Raw genomic sequence first — 23,281 nt, forward strand, 5'->3', positions numbered from 1 at the left:
CTCTGCTTGCGAAATCGCGGAGCGGCCGACGCAAGCGATTTCGGAACATGTGAACCATGCCCGTGCCAGATGCCTATACCGGCACTTTTCCACGGCCGGACTTGCAGGCAGCGAGCCATTGCATGGCGGAAATTGCATCTTCCAATATGGCTGCCCGTTTCGCAAAGCCGAAAAAGGCATTGCGTGCTGCGCTTACGGGTTTTCGCCCATCGTATGCATCATAGCAGGCCTTGATGGCGGCTTCGTGGATCAGGTCTCTGCGATCTTCTGGCCAGTCATTGAGGAAATCGATAGCGTCCGCAAGGCTGGCAATCTCCTGCACGATGTAGGTTGCACGCTTCACGAAAACTGGGCTGCTGAAAGCATCAATGTTCATTGGTTCCTCCCGACCTACTGAACGACTGGTCCGCGTGAACAGGCGCTTCATCGACACCCGCCGACGATTGCAGAATGTGTTGTCAGGGCAATGACGGTTCAAGAGGAAAGCAGGGGCTTTGGTAGGCTAAACCTGCCGCGGCTCCAGAACCTCGCAATGAGGATGCGATGACCCGGCTTTGTGGGGCTGTGTTGTCCTGGCAGTGTGTCGTCGCACGGGCTCATCCGAGACCTCCAACTGGACTGACAGCCGGCCGCCAGCTCAAAGCGTTGCCGACGGTCGGCCGCTCTAGCCTGCTTACCGCGCTGCTGTCGATCAACAGCATGAATCGATCGCTCGTGACCGATTCCAGTTGGACGCGTCCGATGCACTAGGCAACATCGGAGCATGGATAGGAGCGGTCCTCAACTTCATTGCATCCTGAATCTCCTGCGGCTTTGCGATAGGCCCAGCAATGGCGACTGCGTGGGTGAAATGATCGTCATGACGATCATGCTGACAGCAGGACAAGAGATCGGGAGCGTACCCCCAGGCGTCGGCGGTGAGCAGCTTTCGTCATGGCTTGGACGGCGGCAAAGTCTCCGAAAAACTTTGGAGAATGCGTGGCGGCGGGTGGACGAAAGCGTACGCTCCGCCTAGAGGACACTCGCAACTCCCCTAAGTCCGCGAGATCACCATGAGGCAGCCGCAGCGACCCTTTGTCGTCGAGATCAAACAGAAGCGTGGGCTCCTGAAGCGGCCCCAGTCGGTCTGGGGCGGCATCGACCTCGCTGCCATCGCGAACGAAGTCGCGGAAGCGAAGACGGAAGGTGCGATCGCCAAAGCGACGCCGCCGCCGACTTTTCCCGAAGATGCTCGTGCTCAGCCCGTGCCAACCCCCGGTGAAGCGGTGTCCGACGCCAACGACGTGACCGTGTCCGATGGAGCGCTTTCTAAGCCGCTGGCGGTTGAGGAAGCGCCGATGCCGGAAGCATCGATCGCACATACTGGAGGCAGACGAACCCGCAAGTTAAAGCGGTGGCAGAAGATGTTCCCTTGCCGCGAGGCCAACGATGGAAGCGGCGCCTGCCTTGGGTGCTCCGTCAGAGCCGGGCCTAGCGGCAGGTCGACCGCTCCAGATTGAATCTGCCCTTGTCAGACCATTCATGACAATCCGGCAGCGTGTCAAAGTAACGAAGAGCCGCCCTGTCAGCCGCTCTCGGATTTGGGTGTTAGAATGAAATCAAAAACGGGCTCAGGCAGCTGGCCATGTGTCGGATCTCGCAAAACAGTCGGAAAAGTTGTGGCCGCTTCGGCCTCTACCGCGAGCGCGGCGGGTGTCATTCCGATTGCGGCCTCAAAGAGTCGGCTCGGCAGAAGCGCCAGCTGACGAAAAGCGCTCCAGCCCTTGCCGCATGGCGCGCGGCAGCGACCCGCTTTCCCTCACGGATCTTTACCCCGGCCGCTGCCAGCAGGATCAATCCCTTGAAGAAATGGCGATGCTGGGCGCTTTGTTTCGCAGCATGCCATAGCGGCTCCCAAGCCTCATGAGCTTCCCAGTAATAGCCGTGGTTGAAAAGGTCGATGCCCCATCGGAACACGTTTGAGCTGAGCGGCCCCTCGACGCCAGCAACGGTCACGACGTCGCTTCGATAACTGTGACCCAAGGGGTTACGAACCGGATGCGGATATTTGCCAGGCAGGTACGCGTAGCCCGGGAAATTCTTTTCGGGCAGCAAGCGAGGACGTGACATAGGCCCAGCAATCATGAAACCGCGTTGGTGGCAATTCCAGATGAAGTAATCGCTTGCGCCAGAGTGCCAGCGGTAAAGAAATATCTTGTGCTGCGCCGACAAAATGCGCTCATGGGGACATTCCTCCATGGGCACGTGCGCCGGGAGGGCACCTCTAACACGACCGGTAGACCGAGGGAGGGCTCAACCCAATGAGCAGGGTGGCGCGCGAAGATGCGAGTCCGGCTTCGTCGGCGACATTTGCGCCGCTCGAGAATGCGACCTTTCGATCGATCTGGCTTGCCACACAGGTCGCCAGCCTTGGCTGGCTGATTCAAACTGTTGCCATCAGTTGGCTGATGGCGACCATTTCGACCTCGGACGTGATGGTCGCCCTTGTGCAGGCTTCGACCACACTGCCCGTATTCGTCCTGTCGATCTTCGCCGGGGCCCTGGCTGACAACTACAGCCGCCGCAATCTCATGTTCGCCGGCTGGTGCGCGATAGCGTTATCCTCGGCGATGCTGACTGTTCTTGCGGCGCTCGGGATTTTCAATCCATGGATGGTTCTCGCTTTCAGCTGTTTGGCCGGAGCGGGCGCCGCTTTCACTGATCCCGCCTGGCACGCGTCGGTGGGCGATATCTTGCGAAAACGCGAAGTCCCAGCCGCGGTCACGCTCATCTCGGTTGGATACAACGCCATTCGAAGCGTCGGCCCGGCGCTCGGTGGCATCATCGTTGCCTCGTTTGGACCACTGACAGCTTTCGCTGTGGCGACCCTGACCTATCTAGCGCTGCTCTGGACCATAGGGCGCCGCAAATGGGATGTTCGCGCCTCACCTCTCCCGCGTGAACCATTGACCACTGCCATCCATGACGGAGCGCGCTTCACGGCCCTGTCGGCGGAGATCAAGGCGGCCATCGCGCGTGGAGCGCTCTTTGGCCTGACCAGCATCTCCATCCTCGCGCTCCTGCCTCTCGTTGCCCGCGATCAACTGGGGGGAGGCCCAATCGTTTATGGTGTCCTGATGGCCGGCTTCGGGACGGGCGCCTTGTGTGTCGGCATTTGCAACAATGTCTTGAGGCGGTCGCTGTCCCAGGAGCGGCTGACAACACTGGCATGCATTGCCTGTGCGGCCTGTTGTCTATCTCTTGCTCTGACTTCCTCAGTGGTAGTGGCGGCTGTTGCGCTGGCGCTCGGCGGCGCGGGCTGGGTCGTCACCTGGACGGGGCTCGACGTGAGTGTTCAATTGGCAAGCCCAAGGTGGGTCGTCGGTCGCACGCTCTCGATCCACTATGCCCTTTCGTCTGGCGGTATCGCGGCCGGCAGTTGGCTGTGGGGCTCAGTGGCTGAGACCTATTCGCTTACCTTGGCACTCGAGGTTTCCGCTGGCGCGCTAATAATGGTCGCGGCCACCGGCTTTCTGATGCCTATCCGTCAATGGCAAGACTCTGATCAGGATCCTTTTGGCTTCGAAACGCCACAGCTCGCTCTCGACCTGAAGCCGAGAAGCGGGCCGATCGTCGTCAAGATCGAGTACTCAATACCGGAGGCAAACGTCGAAGCTTTCCTGGACCGGATGCAGGAACGACGGAGAGTGCAAAGCCGCGTCGGTGCACGGCACTGGAACCTCCAGCGCGATCTTCAGGATCCGTCGCTTTGGACAGAAACCTTCCGCACGCCGACGTGGATGGACTATCTGCGCCTGAACCATCGCCTGACGACCGCGGACAAGGAGTTGGACCAACATCTGCTCGAATTGAATATGGGAATTCCGCCTCATACCAAGCTTTCGATTGAACGACCGACCGGGGCAACCCGCAAGCGGGATCAATCGACGCGATTTTTCTTCCGGCTGTGATCGCAGGGTTGCACTGGCAAGGCTGGAATGGCGAGGCGACATGACCGGCTTGTGGTCCGGGAACGGTTGGAAACCAACGCCTACAAGCATGAGACCGTGAAGCATTCCAATCGCGAACATACGAAGCGCTCGCGCTATGAACTGCAGTTGCAAGCGACGATCCCGGACGCCGAAGAAATGGCTCTTTCCGAGTGCAATCAGCCGCCGGCCTTGCGAAGTGACCCCCAGGTTTGCATCCAGTAAGACGCATTCTTGGAAAACTCGGCGCTTACGAGTTTGACAGACAGAGTGTCGTTGCTCGATTTCCACACGGAAGTGTCATGAATGATGGCTAACGTGCTCTTCCTTAGGGGGAGCGATTCATCGTTGGTGGACGAACAGCAAGCGCATAGCGACGCCTACCGCCTCGAGCGGATGGACAATGGTCGCGCCATACCTCTTGCGATTTTCTATTCGGCGGCCGAGGCATTAGCCGTCTTAGGCTGTATGGTCGGTGGCTATCGCTTGATGCTTGGCGACAGACAAGTATGGCCTGCATCCGGCGGTCATGACGGCATCGCAAGTTAGGCACGCCGACCGCTGGACGTTCGGTGTTGCCAAGACGTCTCTACTCCGCCTCGGCCGGACTGAATCTAGCTCCCCCTGGGGTCCAGTTTTGAGCGGATTGTGCCGATCGCCTTCATGATGGTGTCGGCGGCTTGCCGGTCCAGCGCGATGTCTAGCAGGCCTTCAGTTGTCCGGATCGAGAGAATGCCAAAGGTGCCTTTCTCGTCCATGACCGTGCCGACATGGATTTCCGTCGGCACGAAAGGCCGTGCTCTTTCCACACGTTTCATGGTTACTCGCGTCGCTTTGGGCGGCTTCCGACAATCACGCGCGAGCTCAAGCTTATGGTTAGACAGGCCCCGTTTCTTGTCTGGGAACGTCATCTCATGGCCGTAAATTGCCTCTCGATCTGAACGGCACGGCGCGACAATGCTCTCGCTGAGGCAAACCGGAATGCGCCTGTAGGCTGCATTTTCTGTCACTTTCATAATTTCCGTGTGACCGTTACGGCGGTTTGCCGATGACACGGGAACGGGCTGACAAGCGACCTCCGTTCTCCAAAGCAAGGCGGTTCAAGGAGCCTCACAGGGAGCGGAAGAACTCGCGTTTCCTTTTTTCACGGTCCGCTGAAAAGTCTTCAGCCTAAACATGACTATTGTGGTTCGCCTGTCGTATTTCCCAAGGCCATCGCAGGGTAGAGTGACAACGCTTCGCCGCTCGCGGCAGGGAATGGCAGATTCATGCCAAGTACGGCAAGACGGCGCAGACCGTCACGCTCCAAAGAAAACGTCACTTTCCAGAGGGAATCTTCATCAGGGGTCCGGCGATCGGGAGGTTCGGCCGGTGAATGGACGACGGCTAATGATGCGCTCCAAAGATAAATGGCACGATCCAGGCCAGACACCTGCGCGAATCGCCTCCCAAAAATGGCGGGCCGGTCCCGGTATCGAGACGCCATCGCGAGATTTTCGCGGCCGTGGTGGCTTCTCTGTCTGTTGTCCGCAGGGCGGTGTGCATAGCCGATGAGTGTGCGCTAAAAGGCATGGCCGCTTCCGCAAAGCGGAGGCGGCTACAAAAGCGCAATCGATGCGAATTTCGTGACGATCACCGTCGTGTCCTTCAGCATGATTTTGCGAAGGCCCACGGTCTCCCGCGCGTCGGGCGCCGTCAGACTGCTCGTCGGTAAGTCCAGAGCTGTGCGGGCGGGATGTTGCGGACGACGAAATCATAGTGAGACACGACGTAGCGGTCGGGCATTTTGATCACCGGCGACAAGGGTCCGTAGGTGATTTGAATCACCGGTCTGCCAGCCGGTATGCGGGCCAGCAGGTCCTCGAGCAGGCCAACACGCTGTTCCATTGGAAAGCTCAACATCGGCACCGCACTTATCACGCAGTCGAATTGCTCCCCGCGCCGTTCGGCCAGCACTTCTCCCAGCGCAAACGCATCGCCCAGTCGAAAATCCACGCCCGGAAAGGCTCGCGTCAGGCGCTGATAGAAATCCTTGGAATATTCGACCGAAATCAGCTGATGCGGCTTGATGCCTCTTTCCAGGATTGCCTTGGTGATGACGCCAGTTCCTGCGCCAAGTTCAAGCACCGGCAATCCGGATGCCGGATTGATGACGCTTGCCATACGACGCGCGGCATGAACGGACGTTGGCATGAGTGCGCCCACTCGTTTCTTGTCCTTCTGCCAGCCCTTGAAGAATTGCACTTCTTCTTCGAACTTCCTGCCGAGGCGCTCCTTCAATCGAAAGACCATATCCACTCCCTGCTACTGCTATTTGTCTGGGTCGTTCTGCCGAGGCGCCTTTGTACAAGCCTTGCGGCATTTTCAATCATGCGGCATTGGCTGCCGCGAGCAGCTCGCCTTTGCGCTGCAAGGGCAGAACTCCGAAATTATCGATAAGCCGCGTCCCGCCCAGCCAGGCGGCGACGATCAGGCGGGCCGGTCGATCCGCGGCGGAAAGCGGCGACAGGTCATGGTCTGCTCGTAGCTCGAGATACTCGACCTCGTCGTAACCGGCAGCGAGGATCAGTTGCCTGGCCTCGCCAAGCACAAGCTCGGCTGGCAATCCCGCCGACAATCGCCCAGCCGAAGCCGAGAGGACTTCGGCGAGCCTTGGCGCTGCCAAGCGCTGTGCGGCCGAGAGCCTGACATTGCGCGACGACATCGCCAGGCCGTCGGCTTCACGTACCGTGGGACATGCTACAATCTCGATCGGAATCTCGAGATCGCGGACGAGCCGGCGAACGACGTGCAGTTGCTGGAAATCCTTCTCGCCGAAGAAGGCGAGATCGGCACGCGTCTGGAGAAAGAGCTTGGCGACGACGGTTGCCACGCCGTCGAAATGGCCGGAACGGAACGCGCCGCACAGGCCCCTGCTCACCCCACTCACCGAGATCGTAGTGGCGAAACCTTCCGGATACACGTCCGCTGCATTTGGCGCGTAGAGCAGATGAGCGCCGAGCGGCGCAAGCTTGGCGGCATCGTCATGCTCAGTGCGCGGGTAGGCCGCGAGATCGGCCGCGCTGTTAAACTGTTTCGGGTTGACGAACAGCGTCACGATAACCCGGTCGCCCTTGGCGAGCGCGGCATGCACCAGGCTCAGATGGCCTTCATGCAAGGCACCCATAGTCGGCACGACAGCGACCTTCAGGCCATTCTGACGCCATCCGGCCACAGCCATGCGCAACTCGGCGACGGTTCGTGCGATCGGAATGCTCATGCGCCTTCTCCACTGTTTGCCGCCCTTGGCGCATCGCCGAACAGATGCTCGGCCGTTGGAAAGCGGCGGTCTCGCACGTCCTGCGCATAGTCCGCAATCGCCGCCTCGGCGATCTCACCGAGTTCGGCATAGCGCTTGACGAATTTCGGCCGGAAGTCGCCGAAGATGCCCAACATGTCGTCGACGACGAGAATCTGCCCGTCACAGACCGCCGAGGCGCCGATACCGATCGTCGGGATCGCTACCTCTGCGGTGATCCGGCGGGCGAGCGCCTCGGGGACCTTCTCCAGCACCACCGCGAATGCCCCCGCTTCGCTCACAGCAAGCGCGTCGCACAGGATGCGCTCGCCGTCCTCGCCCCTGCCCTGCACGCGGTAGCCGCCGAAGGTATTGACCGCCTGTGGCGTCAAGCCGACATGGCCCATGACCGGCACGCCGCGTGCGGCGAGGAAGCGGATCGTCTCAGCCATTGCCTCGCCACCTTCGAGCTTGACCGCCGCGCAGCCGGTTTGCGCCATGACGCGCGCAGCATTGCGCAAGGCCTGCTCGGGGCTTTCCTCGTAGGAGCCGAACGGCATGTCGACGATCATCAGCGCGTGCTCGAGGCCGCGTCGCACGGCCTGGCCGTGCATGATCATCATCTCAAGAGTCACGCCCAGCGTCGACGGCAAGCCGTGGAGCACCATGCCGACGCTGTCGCCGATGAGAACAATGTCACAATGCCGATCGACGAGCTTTGCGATCGGCGTGGTATAGGCCGTCAGGCAGACCAGCGACATTCCACCCTTCCGGGAACGAATATCCGGCGGTGTGATCGCCTTGGTGTTAGCAACCGCACTCACCTAGGGCTCCTTCCCCAACGTTACCAACCATGGGTGCCGCGTTTGGCACATTTTTGTGCAGGTGCGAAGAGTTAAATTCGCGATTGCGAGCGAGATGCCGCGCCGACAGTCATCGTCAAAATAAACTAAATCGGTTCAGCTGCTTAACCGGCGCACCTTTGCCAACCAGTCCAGGTTCGTGGCCATCGGCAAATCCAACCAGCAAAGGCAGACCGGGAGCCAAAGCCAACCACGTGAAAGCGGACCTGATCACCGTCGTGTGGCCACCTTGACGAAGGTGAGCCAGGCGTCCTCACCATCGGGCAGGCGAATGCTTTGCCATCCGAGCGCGCTCGAGCCTGAGCTAGCCATCGCTGGTAAAGTGGTTGCTTTGGACATGCCCGTTCACCATCGATATCGCCTCCGCACTGGCCGCTAAGGCGCAGCAGGCACGCGGATCTGGAGGCAAGGGCAACGACGTCAAAGCGGTCTTGATCGCCGTGATGGTCGCCTGACGAAGGGTGAGGGTTTTGTTGCAACGGATGAATGGGAGCGCAGAGAGGTCTGACACGAGGCCAATGTCGCGGCAAGGATTTGGAACTGCTCCGCCAGGGATGGATCCGGATTGAAGGCGAACCTCCGCCTGTCGCTTACGCATCATGTGAACCATTTCGACGCCGTTTAGGATGATCGCGGCTGATGCTGGTGATTTGAAGCCGACCATTGATGGGAAGCGAGCGCTTGCCGCGCCGCATGCGCCGCTGGTCTGTTCGATCCTGTTATTCAGGTATTTACTCTTGCGGATCCGGATCCGGATCGGCTTCGGCCGACGCCGCGCCCTGCAAGCGATTTGTGATGTCACGGAAAAGATAGCCTCGTGGTTGGTCTGGCTACCATCGATGACGACGCGGTCGGGCCGGCCATGACGTGCCAGCGTTTTTATGAAGAAGTGCTTGGCCGAGGACAGGTCACGCTGCTAGCTGAACCAGAATCGACTGTGTCGCCGATACTGTCGATGGCGCGGTAAAGATACATCCACCGGCCGCGGAGCAGTAGCGGTGCGAAACAAACGGTCCAGCGGTGAATGGTCGTGTGGTCGATGGCGATCCACCGCTCGGCCATCATCTCCTCAAGATCACGCAGCCTGAGATTGTAGGCCAGGTGCCAGCGCACGCAAAGCAAGGATCACTGATTGGTCGAACTGACGGCTCCGACGGCCCTTAAACATCTAATCCTCCGAAATGTCGAAGGAGGCTTGCCATAGCGCCGGCAATCAAAACGTTGCAACACATCCTCGACAACTACCGGCAATTAAATGGTCGTTTGACAGAACGGCGAAATCACCTCGGCACCGCGGCAGTTTGACAACCCGGCCGTCGGGGCGGTAGCACCATCCCAAAGCTAAGAGTCGCAGGGCAGAACCGACCGCAACCCATCGGGCTGCGCGACCCCAACTAGCTGACGCCCAACAGGCACTCTCATCGCGCATCAGCACCGTGGATGCGACATCTACTTTGTCGCCAGCGCGATATCGGAACCTGGTTGTGACGCAGGCTGTGCGTAAAGCGCACCGCTGTCGGCAGGTGGGCGAAAGAACACTTGGAGAAGGTGAGAAGTCATGCCGCGTCAAGATTCCCCGCCCTTTGCGGCAACCACCCTACTCCCTCTTCAGAACCCGGTCTTTCGTTCGATCTGGACAGCCACGCAGATATCCAGCCTTGGCTGGCTCGTGCAGAGCGTTGCCATAAGCTGGCTCATGGCCACGATCTCAGCCTCCGATCTGATGGTTGCGCTCGTGCAGGCTGCATCGACCCTGCCCGCCTTCTTCTTGTCGATCCTTGCTGGAGCGATTGCAGACAGCTTCAGCCGCCGCGGGGTGATGCTTGCCGGACATTGCCTGATCGCACTGGCATCCACGGCCCTGGCGCTCTCTGTGGGGCTGGGCTTTGTCAGCCCATGGCTGATCCTGGGACTGAGTTTCTTGGCCGGATGCGGCTTTGCCTTGAATGATCCAGCCTGGCACGCCTCCGTCGGCGATATCCTGGAAAAGCGCGAGATACCCGCTGCAGTGACGCTGATGTCGGTGGGGTACAACGTTGTTCGAAGCATAGGACCGGCGCTGGGCGGTGTAATTTTGGCGTTGCTGGGACCCCTCGCGGCATTCGCCTTTGCAGCGCTGAGCGACTTGGTCCCATTGAGCGCTGTCCTGCGCTCCAAATGGCAAGTTCGCTCTTCGCCTCTTCCGCGCGAGCGGATGACGACGGCCATTCATGATGGCATGCGCTTCACGGCGATCTCCTCGGAGATCAGAGTGGCGATTGTGCGGGCAACCCTGTTCGGGCTGTCAAGCATCTCGATCCTTGCTCTGCTCCCCCTCCTGGTTCGCGACCAACTGGCGGGTGGTCCAATTGTTTATGGCGTCCTGTTGGCCGGCTTCGGCACAGGCGCCTTCATCGCCGGCATTGGCAATGGCTACTTGAGACGCATCACGTCCCAAAATCGATTGATCACGCTCGCGTCCGTTGCCTGCGCAACGTGTTGCCTTTTACTGGCTCTCACATCATCGGTGGCTGTGGCGGCGATCGCGCTTGCAATCGGTGGCGCAGGCTGGGTTGTCACCTGGACCGGAACCGACGTGTGTGTGCAGTTGGCAAGCCCAAGGTGGGTCGTTGGTCGCACTCTGTCGATCTATTACGCTCTGACCTACGGCGGCATGGCAGCCGGCAGCTGGATCTGGGGTACTGTCGCGCAGAACTATTCCCTGACGTGGGCTTTGGAAGGTGCCGCAGGGGCACTGTTGCTGGTTGCAGCAGCGGGAAAGCTATTGCCGATCCAGCTCTGGGAAGAATCAGATCAAGGAGCCTTCGACTTCACGCCTCCAGAACTGGCCCTCAATCTGAAGCCCAGGAGCGGCCCGATCGTGATCAAGGTGGAGTACTCGATCGCCGAGGGGAATATCGCGGAATTTCTGAGTTGCATGCGCGAAAGGCGGCGCGTTCAGAGCCGTGCCGGTGCGCGGGACTGGACCCTCCAGCGCGACCTTCAGAAGCCGACACTTTGGACCGAGACATTCCGCACGCCGACATGGACGGACTATCTTCGTCTAAACCATCGGCTAACGGTGACTGACCGGGAGGTAGGCGAGCGTCTTGCCGCCTCTGCAGGTCGGTGGTTCTCCTCCTCATCTCGCACTTTCGATCGAGCGGTCGACAAATCCTGCCCCCGGCCGCCAAGTTCAGCCAGTGCCCTTTGTATCGCGCCCGTAAAGGCGACCGGTAACTTTTCAGGGGTTGGACACGGGTGAGGCCTGCGCAGTCCATCACCGTTGCTAAGCTTGGAGATCAACGCCCGCTTCCGAATAGCGAACGCTCGATTTAAAATGCCAACGCAAGTGATCGGCGTGACAGCGCGTGAAGATGTCTACGAGGCGGCGGCTGCTCGCTTTGGAGGCGAGCTTTGGTCTGTTCTTCGCTATGAGCGCGCTAGTAGTGAATGGTCGGAGCAGCTCGTGGCGAAGGTACGTCACATTCTCTGTGTGAAAACCGTGGGCGACGTTCCGGCACCTGACTACGACCTTGGCATTGTTGTAGCGCTCCGCTCGCCTGAACTTGACGCCGTCCTGCAATTGCCCTGGTCGTGGGGTGTCGCAAATGGTGATCACGACCCAACAGCCTATTATTCCGGTAACTTTCGACGGATTGATGGAACAATCGGCCGAGCAGTTGTCGCCCGTTCTGGACAGATGGGCATGCCTGCGGCAACAGCATTGGCCACCAAGTTAGGCATCAGGTTTAGGCCAAGACTGATTGCTATGGTGGGCATTTGTGCCGGCAGCAAAAGCGATACAAACATAGGTGATGTGATCGCCGCGAATCCAACATGGGACTACGGCAGCGGCAAATATAGCACTAGAGGCAAGGAGGAGGTGTTCGAGCCAGCACCGTATCCACTCGCTCTATCGTCTCGAGTGCGCGGACTACTTGAACAATTTGAGGGAGAGAGCGACCTTCTCACCCTACTGCGGGGCGAGTTCAAAGGTTCGCCACCATCTAACATGCCTAGACTTCACATTGGACCATTTGCATCTGGTGCCGCCGTCGTGGCCCGAGCCGCGATGATAAATCGGGTGCAGTTGCAGCATCGGAAGCTGCTTGCGATAGACATGGAAGCTTACGGCGTCGCGACGGCTGTGAGCGAGCTCCCTCTTCCACCCCGAGAGTTCTTAATCCTCAAAGGTGTGTCCGACTTCGCTGACGAGGATAAAGGAGACTCGCAACGTACCTATGCTGCATATTTAAGCACACAGGTGCTGGCGAAACTGTGTACAGATCATGGACTCTGCTGAACAGAAGACGTTTCCCTGGTTGAGATTGACCACGATGTAGTGCGACGTCCATGTTCAAAATTGTGGGTATTGTTAAGGTTTGCATTCAATGATTGCATCTTCGGCCGAGACGGGAGCGAAGTCGCCGCGCGGGCACTGGAACCAGTGATGTCCGCTTCTGGAAGGCGGAAGGTCCCGGCGGAACTACCAAGATGCGGCGCAAACCAGCCTTCACGATGAACTCGCCGCGGCTGCCATGGGTCAAAAAGGCCGACCCTGACTGAATGTCAGATTGGAAAGTATGGACATTAGACCGAATTCCAGTCTGCCTTTTTATGCGACTTTTCGATACAAATGGCGAACATACAGCAGGCTGAACGTCAACCTTTTGGCGCGTTCAATAGCGTTTCCAACTGTCCGACGCTTTCGAGCACCAAGTTGAAATTCGGCACAGGCCCAAAAATCATGGCGGTCATGGCACCATAGTCTCGCCGCAGGGCATCAACCATTTCGTCATGAGGCAGCAGGGCGAAGGTCGGCGGTTCAGCTGATGCAAGGTCGTAGTCCTTGCGGTTGAAAAACATGCGAGCATGAGCCACGCAGTCGGCGCCAAGGTCTATATTCGCGATCGCCCGGCGGCCGGTTTCGGACTCCATGAGCCGATGAATATCATAGTAGTGTCGCGAGATCCGTTGGCCGCCACCACGCAGTTCACCGCGACGCTCAAACCAGCGCCGCAAGCCATGAAGGATCACGACCTTGTCCCAAAAGGTCCGCTCCGGATCGACCGTAGTGACGTCTGCCACACTTAGATCGAGACCTGGCGCGTCGTCGTCGACATAGGGTCGGATGATCTGCGGCGTGTTCGGATCGAGCGCTGACTTCGCGCCTGACTCAATCTTTACCGCCGGACGGACATACGCCTCAACAGGCGTTGCGGTCGGATACCAAAGCAGAAGGGTCTGCCTGTCATCGTCGTCAGTTCGTACCTGAAAGTCTTTTTGCGGCAGTCCCGTGCGCTCTGCGGCTGCGGCTACCAATACAGTCAGGGCCTCCGCCATCGGTCCTTGGATATAGGCCGTGCAGGCGTCCTTGATGGCATCCAGCTTCGCCTCGCGCTTGGTTCGACTGAGGTTCTGAAGTTCAGCGATCGACGTCCCCTCCCCCAGATCATCGCGGAACACAGTGACGTCGATGTCTTCCGAAAACCGGCTGATCAGGCCGAACCCCTTGGAAAGGGAGGTGCCGCCTTTGAATAGCAGCCGTGGACTGTCGTCGGGCATGCCGTTGAACAGCGCGTCCAAGGTCCAGCACACCCAGAAGTCCTTTTCGATATTCTGCGGCGTGGAGCTAAGACGCTGAGCTGTTGTCGTAAACAGGCCCGCCCTTGTCTCGGCGTCGGCGCTCAGAACTTGGTCATAAGCAGAATTCATTGGCTCGGCATTCTCGGTGACGTAGTCCCGTTCGGCTGGAGCTGACCTTGGGATATCTCGGCCGCGTCCTTCAGCAGGGACTTCAAAAGAACTTGCATCCAAGCGGGAAGGGTTGGCAGGCCTTCGGCCAGATCGGCCCGGAGGCGCTCACCTTGGTCGGGATCGTTCAGCAGTCGGCGCAGACGCCGCAACAGTTTCTGGTTTCCGTCATGCTGGCCCAGCATATCGCGCATCCAATGCAGCGCCTGGACGACGCGCATTGCCGGGCGCCCTGCCCAATAGAGTTTGCTGGCCGACGTGGGCCGGAAGGTGATGTCGAGGTTGCCAAGGCGAATCGGCCGCAACCGCGCGTCGGCGTGAACGACGATGCGAGCCGGCACCGCGTCAGTCAGACCGAGGTCATTTGCCGCGGTCATACCGTCGACGAGGACCCGGATCTGATCGCGCCGTGCCACGGCGTCAATGACGCCACGGGGGTCTGGTGGGCTTTTCTGCTGGGTCAGGGTGTTGAATGTCGGTCGATCGTACAGTCCGCGATCAATCCGCCGCAGCTCAGCGGCCTTGACCATCCGCTGCAGCACCTTGTCCACCGCATCGCGATTGCCAAGGTCAAGAAAATCCGCAGGCGTCCAGACCGTGCGTGGTGGACTTGCCACCATGCGATCTTGGATGAGAGCCTTCAGGTCGGATCGAGTCTCGCTCATGTCCGAAATATGTATACGTATTTCGGACGAATGCCAAGCCCTGGAATGTCCGAAAAATGTCCACATATTTCGGACCAGATAACCTGGCTAACTTGCTACAACCCAAGTAGCTGCCGAGCTCGACGTCCTCATCAAATGATTGGTAGCGCAAAACGCCCTCATCGACGTAGAGCGGTTACGACACAATCACCCATTACTATCCCAGTTCGTGAATCGCTACGCTCGGCACAACAGCCTTGGCGATCTCACATAGGTGCTGGTGATGCGTAAGATAGATCACCTGACCGGCACTTGCCATTTCGCCAAACAACCTGAAGACCTCCTCGGAACGGACATGGTCGAAGGTTTCCATGATGTCGTCTGCGATGAAGGGTACGGAGGGCCGAAACTGCGCAAACTCGTAGTACCCCGCAAGCCTCAGGGCCAGATAGAGCTGAAAGCGCGCGCCCTTTGACAACGCATCAGCGACCTTGGATTGCCCATCGCGCTGCAACGCGATGAGCACTTCCCCACCCTTCACAGGTTGCGTTGTCAGGCCAGAGTACTGGCCGCGCGTCATAAGGGCGAACGCGTCTGATGCGCGCTCCATCATCCCGGAGCGGTGACGCTCGCGATAGAGACGCAGAGCATTTCCAGCCGACATTATTCCCAATTTGAGCTCGATATAGCGGACGGCCTTCTCCTCGATTTCCAGAAGGACGGTACGCCGTTCGGCATCTATGCGGGCAACAGCGCTGTCGCCGCCAATGGCGTCCAGCTTGTCGGTCGCGCGCGTCTGCCGAATGAGCTGTTGCTGCAACACCTCGTCAAGGTCGCGAAGCCGTTGCTCCGCCTCGGCCTTCTCGATTGCGAGACTGTCAAGATTGACGGCATCCAATATCGAACGCGCCTGCTCGAACCCTTCTACCGCCAGCTCGGACGACACCTGCTCCTGGAGTTCGGCCACGGCTGTGCGCAGGCGATCCCTGTCGCGCAGCAGTTCGTCGCGTTGCACGACTTCGGATAGCGTTGCCACGCCAAAGACGCTCAGGACCTCGTTCTTGCGCCGCTCATGTGCCGAAATCTCGGCATCGAGGATCTCACGCCCATCCTCCAAGCGCTGCAGGTCATTGACGAGGCTTGCCTTGGCCTCGCGCGTGCGCTCGGCGCGCTCCAGGCGCTCGGCAAGTCGAATCGCCAGCTGTTCCGGTTCGTCGTCGTCGGCCGCCTCGTCCGCTTCGGCTGCAATGGCGGTAACCTCGACCAGGAAATTGTCCCTGTCGGCCTCCATCTTCTCAATACGCAGTTGCATGGCGTCCCGGTCTTGAAGACCTTTGGACAGTTCAGCCAATTGATCGAGGACGCCGCCGACGCCGGGCGCCGAGATGCCGCTCTCGAGCCAGGTCCCCTTGAGCGCTTCGGCAACGCCGGTTAGCCATTCCTCCTCTCGCCGCTCAGCGACTTCGATGGCTCGGCGTCTGGCGGCCAAGTCATCTTGCCTTGCGCTAACGGTCTTGAGCGCCTCGGTGCGCTCAGCGTCCACTTTGAATTGCCTCTCAAGGAACAGCTCTGCCACGGCCATGACCGTTTCCAGGCTGTCACCAAGATCTGAACCGACGCCTACGCTCGCCAGCGCACCGCTCAGCTCCAGGCGTATTCGCCCTTCCTCATCAACCGAGCGCTCGGTCTTCCTGCGGGAAAGCTCGATCTCCTCACATGCCGCGAGCGCATCGATCCGGGCAGCAATGCGATCCTCGATCATTTCGATCAGCTGTTCGGGGGATGTTTCCTCGCACGGTCCGAGCAAGTCTCTTGCCGCTGCGCGAATTTCCAAGAACACTGCCTCCAGATCCGAGCCAATGCGTGCAAGTTGGTCGCGCGCATGCGCGATGTTGGCCGCGGCTTCAGCGAGGTTGCGGTTTGTGCTGCGAATCTCAACGAGCTCCCGGGCGTTAGCCAGACGGCCTGCCGCGACGCTGTCGTCTCGGGCCAGTGCTGCCGCGAAATCGTCCGCAGTTTCGCCAGTCAGGTCATCGCGATGCCTTGCCCAAGCCTCGTCCCGGGCGCGCCGAATGGCGCCCGCCACATCATCGTCGGTGACATCGACCGAGGCACGAAGGGCATCCAGCCGCGCCGAAAGCAAATCGTGATTGCCTTGGTGCTCGGCAAGACGTTCGAAAAGTACGCCCCTGCTCTTACCGAGCTCTGAGGCCAGCGCCTTCCATGCGCCAAGCCGCCCAGCATTCGGAATAGCGATCCTGGCCAATGCCTGCGCATCTCCCGACCAGGGATGCAAGCGCGCGCTCGCGGCCTCCCATCGAATTGCACCTGCATCTGCGGCCTCACGTGCCGCCTTGGTCTCCCTCATGTGCCCGCTGGCCCTTGCCGTAGACAAAGCCGAAACCAGCCTCGCCCTGGCAGGCTCGGGCACGGCCCGTTCTTCGCCGACCCGCTCGCGTGCCCCCTGGAGCGCATCAGCAGCGGCCGCAGCCTCCTCGCGCGCGACGTGCACGCTGGTAACGATCCCGGATCGCTGCTCGACCATGGTGCGCACCGCGCCAATGGTTGCAGCAGGCAAGAGCAGGTTGGCAGGGTGTGGCTCGGAGGACCTGCCAAGAGCGGCAAGGCAGGTCGCCACGGCATTGTCGAGGATTTGCAGCTCCGTCCTGCGACTTGGCAGGTCGAGGCCGGCCGAGACGTAGCGCACCTTGCGGTCGGCCAGGCCGCGAACCCGTTCGGAGATCGCAAGGATCACCGCGTCCACGCCGACCGAGGCGGTTTTCGTCGTCACCCGCTCGAGCTCGTCCGCACTCGCGGATAGCCGCGTTCTCAGACTGGCGTCGGTCTCGATCATGTCGGCGACACTGCCCGTCCAGGTCCGTGACGGTGATGGGATCTCAGGCAAGTCGGCCAGTTGGGCTTCCTTACGTCGGATATCGGCAAGGATCGGGATCGCGCGAAGATACTTCGCGATCGTATCGAGCCGAGCCGACAGCACCGACCGTTCGGCGATGCTGCGGTCGTATTTTTCTGTCGCGTCGAGACGCTCGGCTTCAAGGCTCTCATAAGTCGACGCCAAGGTGTCGATCGCGTCCCTCCCGGACTTCAGTTCCGCAAGCCGCTTCTTAAGCAGCGCAAGCTCGGTTCCGTGTGCCTGCTTGCGATAGAGCCTGTCCGCTTCGGTCTCGAGTACGCTCAATGTATCACTTGCGTGCCCGAGACCGGCGCTCGCTGTAAACAGCAGCTTGCCCAGGTCACCACGCGATTCCAGGATTGATTTTCCACCTGCTTCCAGCGTTTCGTCGTCCAACGAAAACATGGTCTCGTATGCGTCTCGAGACAGCCCCGCGAGATGTGCTGATATCGCCATTTCGCTGACCGGTTGGCCAGTCGCGTTCAACAATGAGTTGGTGCGCTGCTTCGTGCGTGTGAACGTGTGTTCCGCGCCGCCGAGTTCGAGCACCCCGCCGATGCGCATCGCGCTGTACTCGTGCAGGAAATTGTAGCGGCTGCGTTCCTCGATTCCAAACAGCAGGTCGAGATAACCAGAAAGCGCAGTCGACTTGCCGGCCTCGTTCAAGCCGAAGACAATATGCAGGTCGGGACCGGATTCCGGTTTCGACCCGAAGTCGATCGTCCTGTCGGTGAACTTACCATAGCGAATGAGATCAAGTCGCCGGAGCCTCATTGTGACCCACCAGCCTTAAGGCGGGCGGTGACCAGGTCGGCGCCGTTGGCAAGCACCCTGTCGAGAAACACCTCCAACTCAGCCTCGTCCTTACCGGCGAAATCGCGCCCGTCAGGCGGAAGATCCGCGATGATCTTCTGGACTAACGCCCTCGCCCCGGCACGGAAAGCTTCCGAGCTGGCATCGGCGCGCATGGATTGAGCGAGTTCGAAAATCGGATCAGCGACGCCCTCCGATGTTTCGCCCGCGGATGGAGAGACATTGAGCTCGAGCTTCTCCACCCAGGTGTCCCCAGTGTGTTCCGCGACCTGCTCGGCTTCTGCGAGCAGCAGGTCGCGGTCACGTATCAGCGCCCAGGATAAGGGTGACGCCCCGGTCAAACCGAGACGGACCACAACATGACGGGATTTGACGGAGGCGCGCACATCTTCGAGCGCGGAGCGGACCCGCGCGACGACTTCGGACCATTCCACCGTTTCGGTCAGGTCGACGCTTACCCGTTCGAATTGCGCGATACTGGTTAGCCTTTCCTCGATCTCGACGGTGCGGTCGTCGCGTACCGTCACCAGGGTGACGGATTTCTCTCCTGCCTCGTTGATGTCCCTGCCCTGTGGAATTCCCGGCATCACCACGGTGCTCGCCCCAGGATGGACTTGGCGCACATGGATGTGCCCAAGAGCCCAGTACTCAAAACCATGGCTGTGCAGATCAGCGATGCTACAGGGAGCATAGACGTCGTGGCCGGGCGATCCGGCCAGGCTGGTATGCATGATGCCGACGTTGACCGCGCCTTCACGCGGCGCTGAATACTTGGGGAGCAGACTGTCCGGCGCCTTGGGGTTGGCAAAGCTCAAGCCATGGAACATGACGTCGAGTCCGCCGGCTGTCTGCAGCACTGACTGGGAACGGCCTCCGAAGATCGTGACCGTGTCAGGGAACACGAGCTGTTTCGATATTCGCGACATTGCGTCATGGTTTCCCCGGATTTTGAAAACCCCGATGCCGGCCTGGTGAAGTCGTGTCATCTGTGAGCTCAGAAACCGCGCCGTTTTCATCGACGTCTGATCGCCATCATAGAGATCGCCGGCAATGACCAGGGCATCGACACGTTCCGTAAGGCAGAGGTCAACTATGGAAATGAATGCCTGGCGGCTGGCGTCTCCGACAAGTTCGGCAAGGTCGGGGTTTCGCATCGCCAGCGAACGCAGTGGCGAGTCGAGATGGATATCAGCGGTGTGTACGAATCGAAATGCCATTGAGCAGTCTCCGATCACAAACATACGAGTGTTCGACCGCTGCTCGATAGATGAATTTTGCCATAGAATGGTTTTGGCTGATTTTGCCGCCGATCCTGAAGGGTTAGAAATTGCCCACGACGACGTTGCGAGCGATACAGGAAGCGACGGACATACGGTCGTTCCTGGACCTTCCTCGATGTGCCCGTCAGGCTATGACGTGAAGTAGAGTTGCTCACCTGCTCGCGCGCCAACCCAAACCGGCGACGAAATCAACCCGTCAACACTATTTGAAAGACCAAATATTTCGTCGACGAAGACTGGGATGATCAACCCGCAATCATCAGAGATCATTGCCTGCAGATCAGCGTACATAACTTTTCGTTTCTCACTATCGAGTTCCGCGCGCGATGCGCCAGTAACTGGTCGAAATCCCGTGTCCGCCAGAACGATTCATTCCAGGGCGCCGTCGACTTGAAGGTCAATGACATAACCATGTCGGCCGTTGGGACGGTAAGCAATCTGGACATGGTGGAAAGCGGAATGGTGGCTTTGCGCCTCATTTCGGTCGTCCACATCACCCGCTCTTCTTATGGTAGTCGGATGCTTCGCCATTGACCACGTCCGGAAACGCCAGGAGCGGACGTTACAAAACAAAGCAACGCCGCAATACCCCGCCATCAGGTGATTTGATACTTGAGCCTACGTTGTACGAAGGCTGGCCGCGAACCTTCGAGCACCCTTACGATGTGACCATTGGTATTCGGGTTCTCGATCGCGCCGCAATCATAGCTGAACCTGTAACCGTTCACCTTGTCCAACCGGACATAGACGATTTGTTCGGCGTCGGCTCCGATCGCGAGATTTGGGTTATGCGTCACCAATATGACCTGCCGGGTTTTCTTCGCGTCGCGAATACACCTTGCGAGTACCGCGAATATGCTGTCGTTGTCGAGATTGTCTTCGGGTTGGTCGATGATGAGGGGCGAGCTGTCGGTATCCAGGTGCAGGTAGAAGACCAGCAGGAGAAGCCCTTTCTCTCCGGGGGAAAGCTGGTTCAGGTCTTTGCCTCCCAGTCTCAACTCGTACCGGGGTTCGAAGTATTCGAGGGAATAAAGGAAGTCGTAGAATTTCTTGACGTCTTTGGTCTGCCGTCTGATGCCACCCGATTTCATCGATCCGACCACATCGTCCACAAAGGCGAAGATGCTTTCGAAGGAGTTCCAGTCGACTATCGATAGCTTCTGTTGAAGGGCGCGCGCGCCTTCCGCGAACTCCGCGGAAGGGGCCGCTCACGTTTTGGTTCAGATGGTTGAAAAATTCATCACCGAACTTGGGAGAAGGTACAAAAGACGCGTCGATCGACACCTTGAAGTCCCCGGTACTCACCGCGGTGAGCCGCGACTCAACCTTGGTTTTCAAACCCTCGTAGAACGTTCTTATCTTGTGCTTGCTTTCGAAGAGGGCCAAGCACAGCGCCTTACGGTCTTCAAACGCCTTGGACAACTCACCCGGCAGATCGTTGTCGATCCGGGCAATGCGGGCCTCCAGTTCCGCGATAGTCCCTAATTTCGGCGAGGCCTTTTGACCGACGATATCGCTGATCTTCTCGGATATCTCGCGGACGGCCTGCACATACCTTTGATAGCGCTGTTGAGGTGCCGAGAGAGCGGCGCGTGTCTCGGCGATGCGATCGGCAATATATTTCTGCGCAGCACGCAGGTCGGGTACGCTGGCGACTTTGGAAAGATCGGTCTTTGAATCGAAAACCCTGGCGCTCTCGCGTTCAATCGCCACGATTTCTTCGTTCACAGCCTCAATCTTCTTGGTGACCTCTTCGAGGTTAACCGTAAGACTGATGACCTGGTCAACATCGAAGCCGAGACCGCTATACTTGGTTTTGAAAACCTCCTTGTCGCTTTGCACACGGCTTTTCAGGGCATTTACGGCGTCCTTGAATTCACTGGCCTCTTGCAACGTAGTCTTGTGCCGACCGAGCCGCGTGACGGCGCTCTTTTCACGCGCAGCAAGGTCGTCCAGCAACCGGGTTTGTGACGCGATTTCTTCTGTCGCCGCCTCCTGTTCTGCACTCTGAGCAGCCGGGGCAGCTTCCTCTGGAGGCTTCGACGCTTCGAGTGCAGACACCTGCTTCTGAAGGACCCCTAGTTCCGCCTGGAGTTTGGTCTTGAATCCAGGCTCGCTCTGGTCCTCGAGTTCGAGAATCCTGATGTTGAGTTCCCGCAGATTCGTTTTGATCTGACTAGCTTCCTGTCGACTGTTCAATGTCTTCCGTTCTTCGAGATCGTGGAAGCTCTTGGCGTCCATCTTGTCGCTGATGTCGACGTGCGAAAATACGACGTCTTCGATTTCCCGACGCAGCGCCTGCACTTCGATTTCGTTCGTCAGGCTCTCGAAGTAGTTCTGTGGCAGGTATTTGACCGCCTCCGGCGAAAGTTCATCGACATCATCGTTCAGAGTCCGCTCTACAACGCTCCCACTCTTCCATACGAGACGACCCGAGAAATTCTCGGCGAACCCGGGCCGTTTGAATTTCCTGTTCGTCTGGCTGTCGGTTAGAAACGAGAAATATTTCGCTTGGCGAGTATTTCCGAGCAGCGCCACGATATCCGCGACAGCGCTTTTGCCGCTTCCCTTGTTCCCGATTATGGCAGTCAGCTCAGGGTTGAACGGGATTTCGACGTTCCGAAACCAAGTGCCGTTATGACCCGTATACTGGGCGACGGGATTGATCTCCAGCCTGTCGATGAACTGCGTAGCCTCACGCTCGAGCCGGACGAGAACAGTTGGACGGTCTCCGACAAAGACGCGATGTTCCGGTTCGAAGATCGTCTGCCGGAGACCTCGGAAAGTCAGATTGGCCTTGATCCAGGTCGATTGATAGCTCGGTTCGTCACCTGTCAAACGTCCAAGGTCCTCGAAGGAATGAGCGTCACTGGCGTCATAGAGGGGCTTAGGCTCCGACTTCGACCCGTCCTCGTACCGAGAGTCGCTCAGGAAGAATGCCGTGCTGTTCGACTTCCCAAAGAAGGCGCTACTGATCCTGTCGAGTTCATCGGAAATGGATTTGCTACGCTGGGAATTTTTGGCGGTACCGCGCAGGCCATCGTTTCCGGCGGCGGTGACGATAATGTATTGCTCCGGCGCGAAGCATCCTTTTAGCGAGTCCTTAACATCATGTATGCTGACGGTGGCCGCAGCGTAATTCGCAGACGTCAGTTCGCTGCAGCGTAACCGTCTGCCACTAACGGATATGTGCGTTTCGAGGTCGTTGAGGAACTTGCTCAAGGCTTCGGCCGTCGCGACAGCCGGGTCTACCAGAACATGCGTGTTGACGTTTTTGCCGTCGATGCTGACGGTCTCGGTCAAACGCAGTTCCAGGTTCGGGATCACCAGCTTGGTCGAGTCCGGATGCAATTGGCGATACCACTTGACGGTGTTCAGGTAGCCATCGAATGAAAAATAGTCCGTTATGCCAAAGGCGTGGACCTCGGATTGTTCGAGAATAGCCAGGAAGCGTTTCCACGTCGCGTCGTCCGGTTTGCCATATCCGCAAGAGAGCTTCGTACCTGGCGCGTGCAAATGCAGATCCCACTTAAGCCACTGCGACCCTCGATGAGCCTCTCGTTTGGCAGCACGCGGCGTCGAGGACACACTCATCCGAAGCACTCCAGGTGACGGGGTTTCCGATCCGGAGAAGCCATGCCTTTCGTCGGCAGGATCACGAATCTGCGCCTAGATTCGCGCGGGCACAATCTAGTCGGATGAAAGAATCAATCAAGGCATGTTCTCATGACTTATAGCACAGGTCGCCGCCTGTCGCCGAAAGATAAAAAACGGTGCTGGAAACAA

General features: G+C 58.9%; 14 protein-coding genes and 3 pseudogenes. 5 read left to right on the top strand and 12 right to left on the bottom strand.

What is annotated here, in order from left to right:
- Positions 1-73 precede the first annotated feature (73 nt).
- Complete coding sequence (locus AC0V7N_RS40790; protein ID WP_258597409.1) at positions 74-376, bottom strand: DUF982 domain-containing protein; 303 nt, start codon at positions 374-376, stop codon at positions 74-76.
- A 676-nt stretch (positions 377-1,052) separates the two neighbouring features.
- Between AC0V7N_RS40790 and AC0V7N_RS40795 the strand changes: the two genes are divergently transcribed.
- Entirely contained in the window at positions 1,053-1,499 is a 447-nt protein-coding gene (locus AC0V7N_RS40795; protein ID WP_496628566.1) for a hypothetical protein, read from the top strand.
- Positions 1,500-1,695: 196 nt separating this feature from the next.
- Here the strand turns inward: AC0V7N_RS40795 and AC0V7N_RS40800 are convergent, their stop codons facing one another.
- Positions 1,696-2,211: a DUF309 domain-containing protein gene (locus tag AC0V7N_RS40800; RefSeq protein WP_496628567.1), complete on the bottom strand. Its 516-nt coding sequence runs from the start codon at positions 2,209-2,211 to the stop codon at positions 1,696-1,698.
- A gap of 89 nt (positions 2,212-2,300) precedes the next feature.
- Between AC0V7N_RS40800 and AC0V7N_RS40805 the strand changes: the two genes are divergently transcribed.
- Positions 2,301-3,950: an MFS transporter gene (locus AC0V7N_RS40805; protein WP_496628568.1), complete on the top strand. Its 1,650-nt coding sequence runs from the start codon at positions 2,301-2,303 to the stop codon at positions 3,948-3,950.
- A 366-nt stretch (positions 3,951-4,316) separates the two neighbouring features.
- Entirely contained in the window at positions 4,317-4,517 is a 201-nt protein-coding gene (locus AC0V7N_RS40810) for a hypothetical protein (protein WP_496628569.1), read from the top strand.
- A 65-nt stretch (positions 4,518-4,582) separates the two neighbouring features.
- Here the strand turns inward: AC0V7N_RS40810 and AC0V7N_RS40815 are convergent, their stop codons facing one another.
- The 5 genes and pseudogenes from AC0V7N_RS40815 to AC0V7N_RS40835 all read right to left on the bottom strand — a co-directional run bounded on the left by AC0V7N_RS40815 (position 4,583) and on the right by AC0V7N_RS40835 (position 9,276).
- Positions 4,583-4,786 (bottom strand): hypothetical protein, encoded by a 204-nt coding sequence (locus tag AC0V7N_RS40815; RefSeq protein ID WP_258597400.1) that lies wholly within the window; start codon positions 4,784-4,786, stop codon positions 4,583-4,585.
- Positions 4,787-5,663: 877 nt separating this feature from the next.
- Positions 5,664-6,260, bottom strand: a complete 597-nt coding sequence (gene pmtA / locus AC0V7N_RS40820) for a phospholipid N-methyltransferase PmtA (RefSeq protein WP_496628570.1) — start codon at positions 6,258-6,260, stop codon at positions 5,664-5,666.
- A gap of 76 nt (positions 6,261-6,336) precedes the next feature.
- Positions 6,337-7,227, bottom strand: a complete 891-nt coding sequence (gene panC, locus AC0V7N_RS40825) for a pantoate--beta-alanine ligase (RefSeq protein ID WP_496628571.1) — start codon at positions 7,225-7,227, stop codon at positions 6,337-6,339.
- On the bottom strand, positions 7,224-8,069 hold the full coding sequence (gene panB / locus AC0V7N_RS40830; protein ID WP_496628572.1) for a 3-methyl-2-oxobutanoate hydroxymethyltransferase: 846 nt from the start codon (positions 8,067-8,069) through the stop codon (positions 7,224-7,226). Before panB ends, panC begins: the two co-directional genes overlap by 4 nt.
- Before the next feature lie 459 nt (positions 8,070-8,528).
- A pseudogene (locus AC0V7N_RS40835) lies at positions 8,529-9,276 on the bottom strand (IS6 family transposase).
- Positions 9,277-9,666: 390 nt separating this feature from the next.
- Here AC0V7N_RS40835 and AC0V7N_RS40840 point away from each other — a divergent pair.
- Together AC0V7N_RS40840 and AC0V7N_RS40845 are read left to right on the top strand one after the other, a co-directional pair.
- Positions 9,667-11,314: pseudogene (locus AC0V7N_RS40840) on the top strand (MFS transporter).
- A gap of 68 nt (positions 11,315-11,382) precedes the next feature.
- Positions 11,383-12,393, top strand: coding sequence for a phosphorylase family protein (locus AC0V7N_RS40845; protein ID WP_496628573.1), 1,011 nt, complete (start codon positions 11,383-11,385; stop codon positions 12,391-12,393).
- A gap of 359 nt (positions 12,394-12,752) precedes the next feature.
- On the opposite strand, the gene AC0V7N_RS40850 is transcribed toward AC0V7N_RS40845, so the two are convergent.
- The 5 genes and pseudogenes from AC0V7N_RS40850 to AC0V7N_RS40870 form a co-directional block, all read right to left on the bottom strand.
- A complete protein-coding gene (locus tag AC0V7N_RS40850) occupies positions 12,753-13,805 on the bottom strand; it encodes a nucleotidyl transferase AbiEii/AbiGii toxin family protein (protein WP_496628574.1) in 1,053 nt (350 codons plus the stop codon).
- On the bottom strand, positions 13,802-14,509 hold the full coding sequence (locus tag AC0V7N_RS40855; RefSeq protein WP_496628575.1) for a DUF6088 family protein: 708 nt from the start codon (positions 14,507-14,509) through the stop codon (positions 13,802-13,804). Before AC0V7N_RS40855 ends, AC0V7N_RS40850 begins: the two co-directional genes overlap by 4 nt.
- A gap of 196 nt (positions 14,510-14,705) precedes the next feature.
- Positions 14,706-18,176, bottom strand: coding sequence for an AAA family ATPase (locus tag AC0V7N_RS40860; RefSeq protein WP_496628576.1), 3,471 nt, complete (start codon positions 18,174-18,176; stop codon positions 14,706-14,708).
- Positions 18,173-19,432, bottom strand: a complete 1,260-nt coding sequence (locus AC0V7N_RS40865) for a metallophosphoesterase (RefSeq protein ID WP_496628577.1) — start codon at positions 19,430-19,432, stop codon at positions 18,173-18,175. The genes AC0V7N_RS40860 and AC0V7N_RS40865 overlap by 4 nt, the downstream gene beginning before the upstream one ends.
- Positions 19,433-20,091: 659 nt before the next feature.
- A pseudogene (locus AC0V7N_RS40870) lies at positions 20,092-23,089 on the bottom strand (TrlF family AAA-like ATPase).
- Positions 23,090-23,281 lie beyond the last annotated feature (192 nt).

It is taken from the genome of Mesorhizobium kamtschaticum (assembly GCF_056174585.1).

Bases quoted from the DNA above. Each gene is read 5' to 3' on its own strand.
- AC0V7N_RS40790 (WP_258597409.1), bottom strand. From the start codon at position 376: ATGAACATTGATGCTTTCAGCAGCCCAGTTTTCGTGAAGCGTGCAACC.
- AC0V7N_RS40795 (WP_496628566.1), top strand. From the start codon at position 1,053: ATGAGGCAGCCGCAGCGACCCTTTGTCGTCGAGATCAAACAGAAGCGT.
- AC0V7N_RS40805 (WP_496628568.1), top strand. From the start codon at position 2,301: ATGAGCAGGGTGGCGCGCGAAGATGCGAGTCCGGCTTCGTCGGCGACA.
- AC0V7N_RS40815 (WP_258597400.1), bottom strand. From the start codon at position 4,786: ATGAAACGTGTGGAAAGAGCACGGCCTTTCGTGCCGACGGAAATCCAT.
- pmtA (WP_496628570.1), bottom strand. From the start codon at position 6,260: ATGGTCTTTCGATTGAAGGAGCGCCTCGGCAGGAAGTTCGAAGAAGAA.
- panC (WP_496628571.1), bottom strand. From the start codon at position 7,227: ATGAGCATTCCGATCGCACGAACCGTCGCCGAGTTGCGCATGGCTGTG.
- AC0V7N_RS40850 (WP_496628574.1), bottom strand. From the start codon at position 13,805: ATGAATTCTGCTTATGACCAAGTTCTGAGCGCCGACGCCGAGACAAGG.
- AC0V7N_RS40855 (WP_496628575.1), bottom strand. From the start codon at position 14,509: ATGAGCGAGACTCGATCCGACCTGAAGGCTCTCATCCAAGATCGCATG.
- AC0V7N_RS40860 (WP_496628576.1), bottom strand. From the start codon at position 18,176: ATGAGGCTCCGGCGACTTGATCTCATTCGCTATGGTAAGTTCACCGAC.
- AC0V7N_RS40865 (WP_496628577.1), bottom strand. From the start codon at position 19,432: ATGGCATTTCGATTCGTACACACCGCTGATATCCATCTCGACTCGCCA.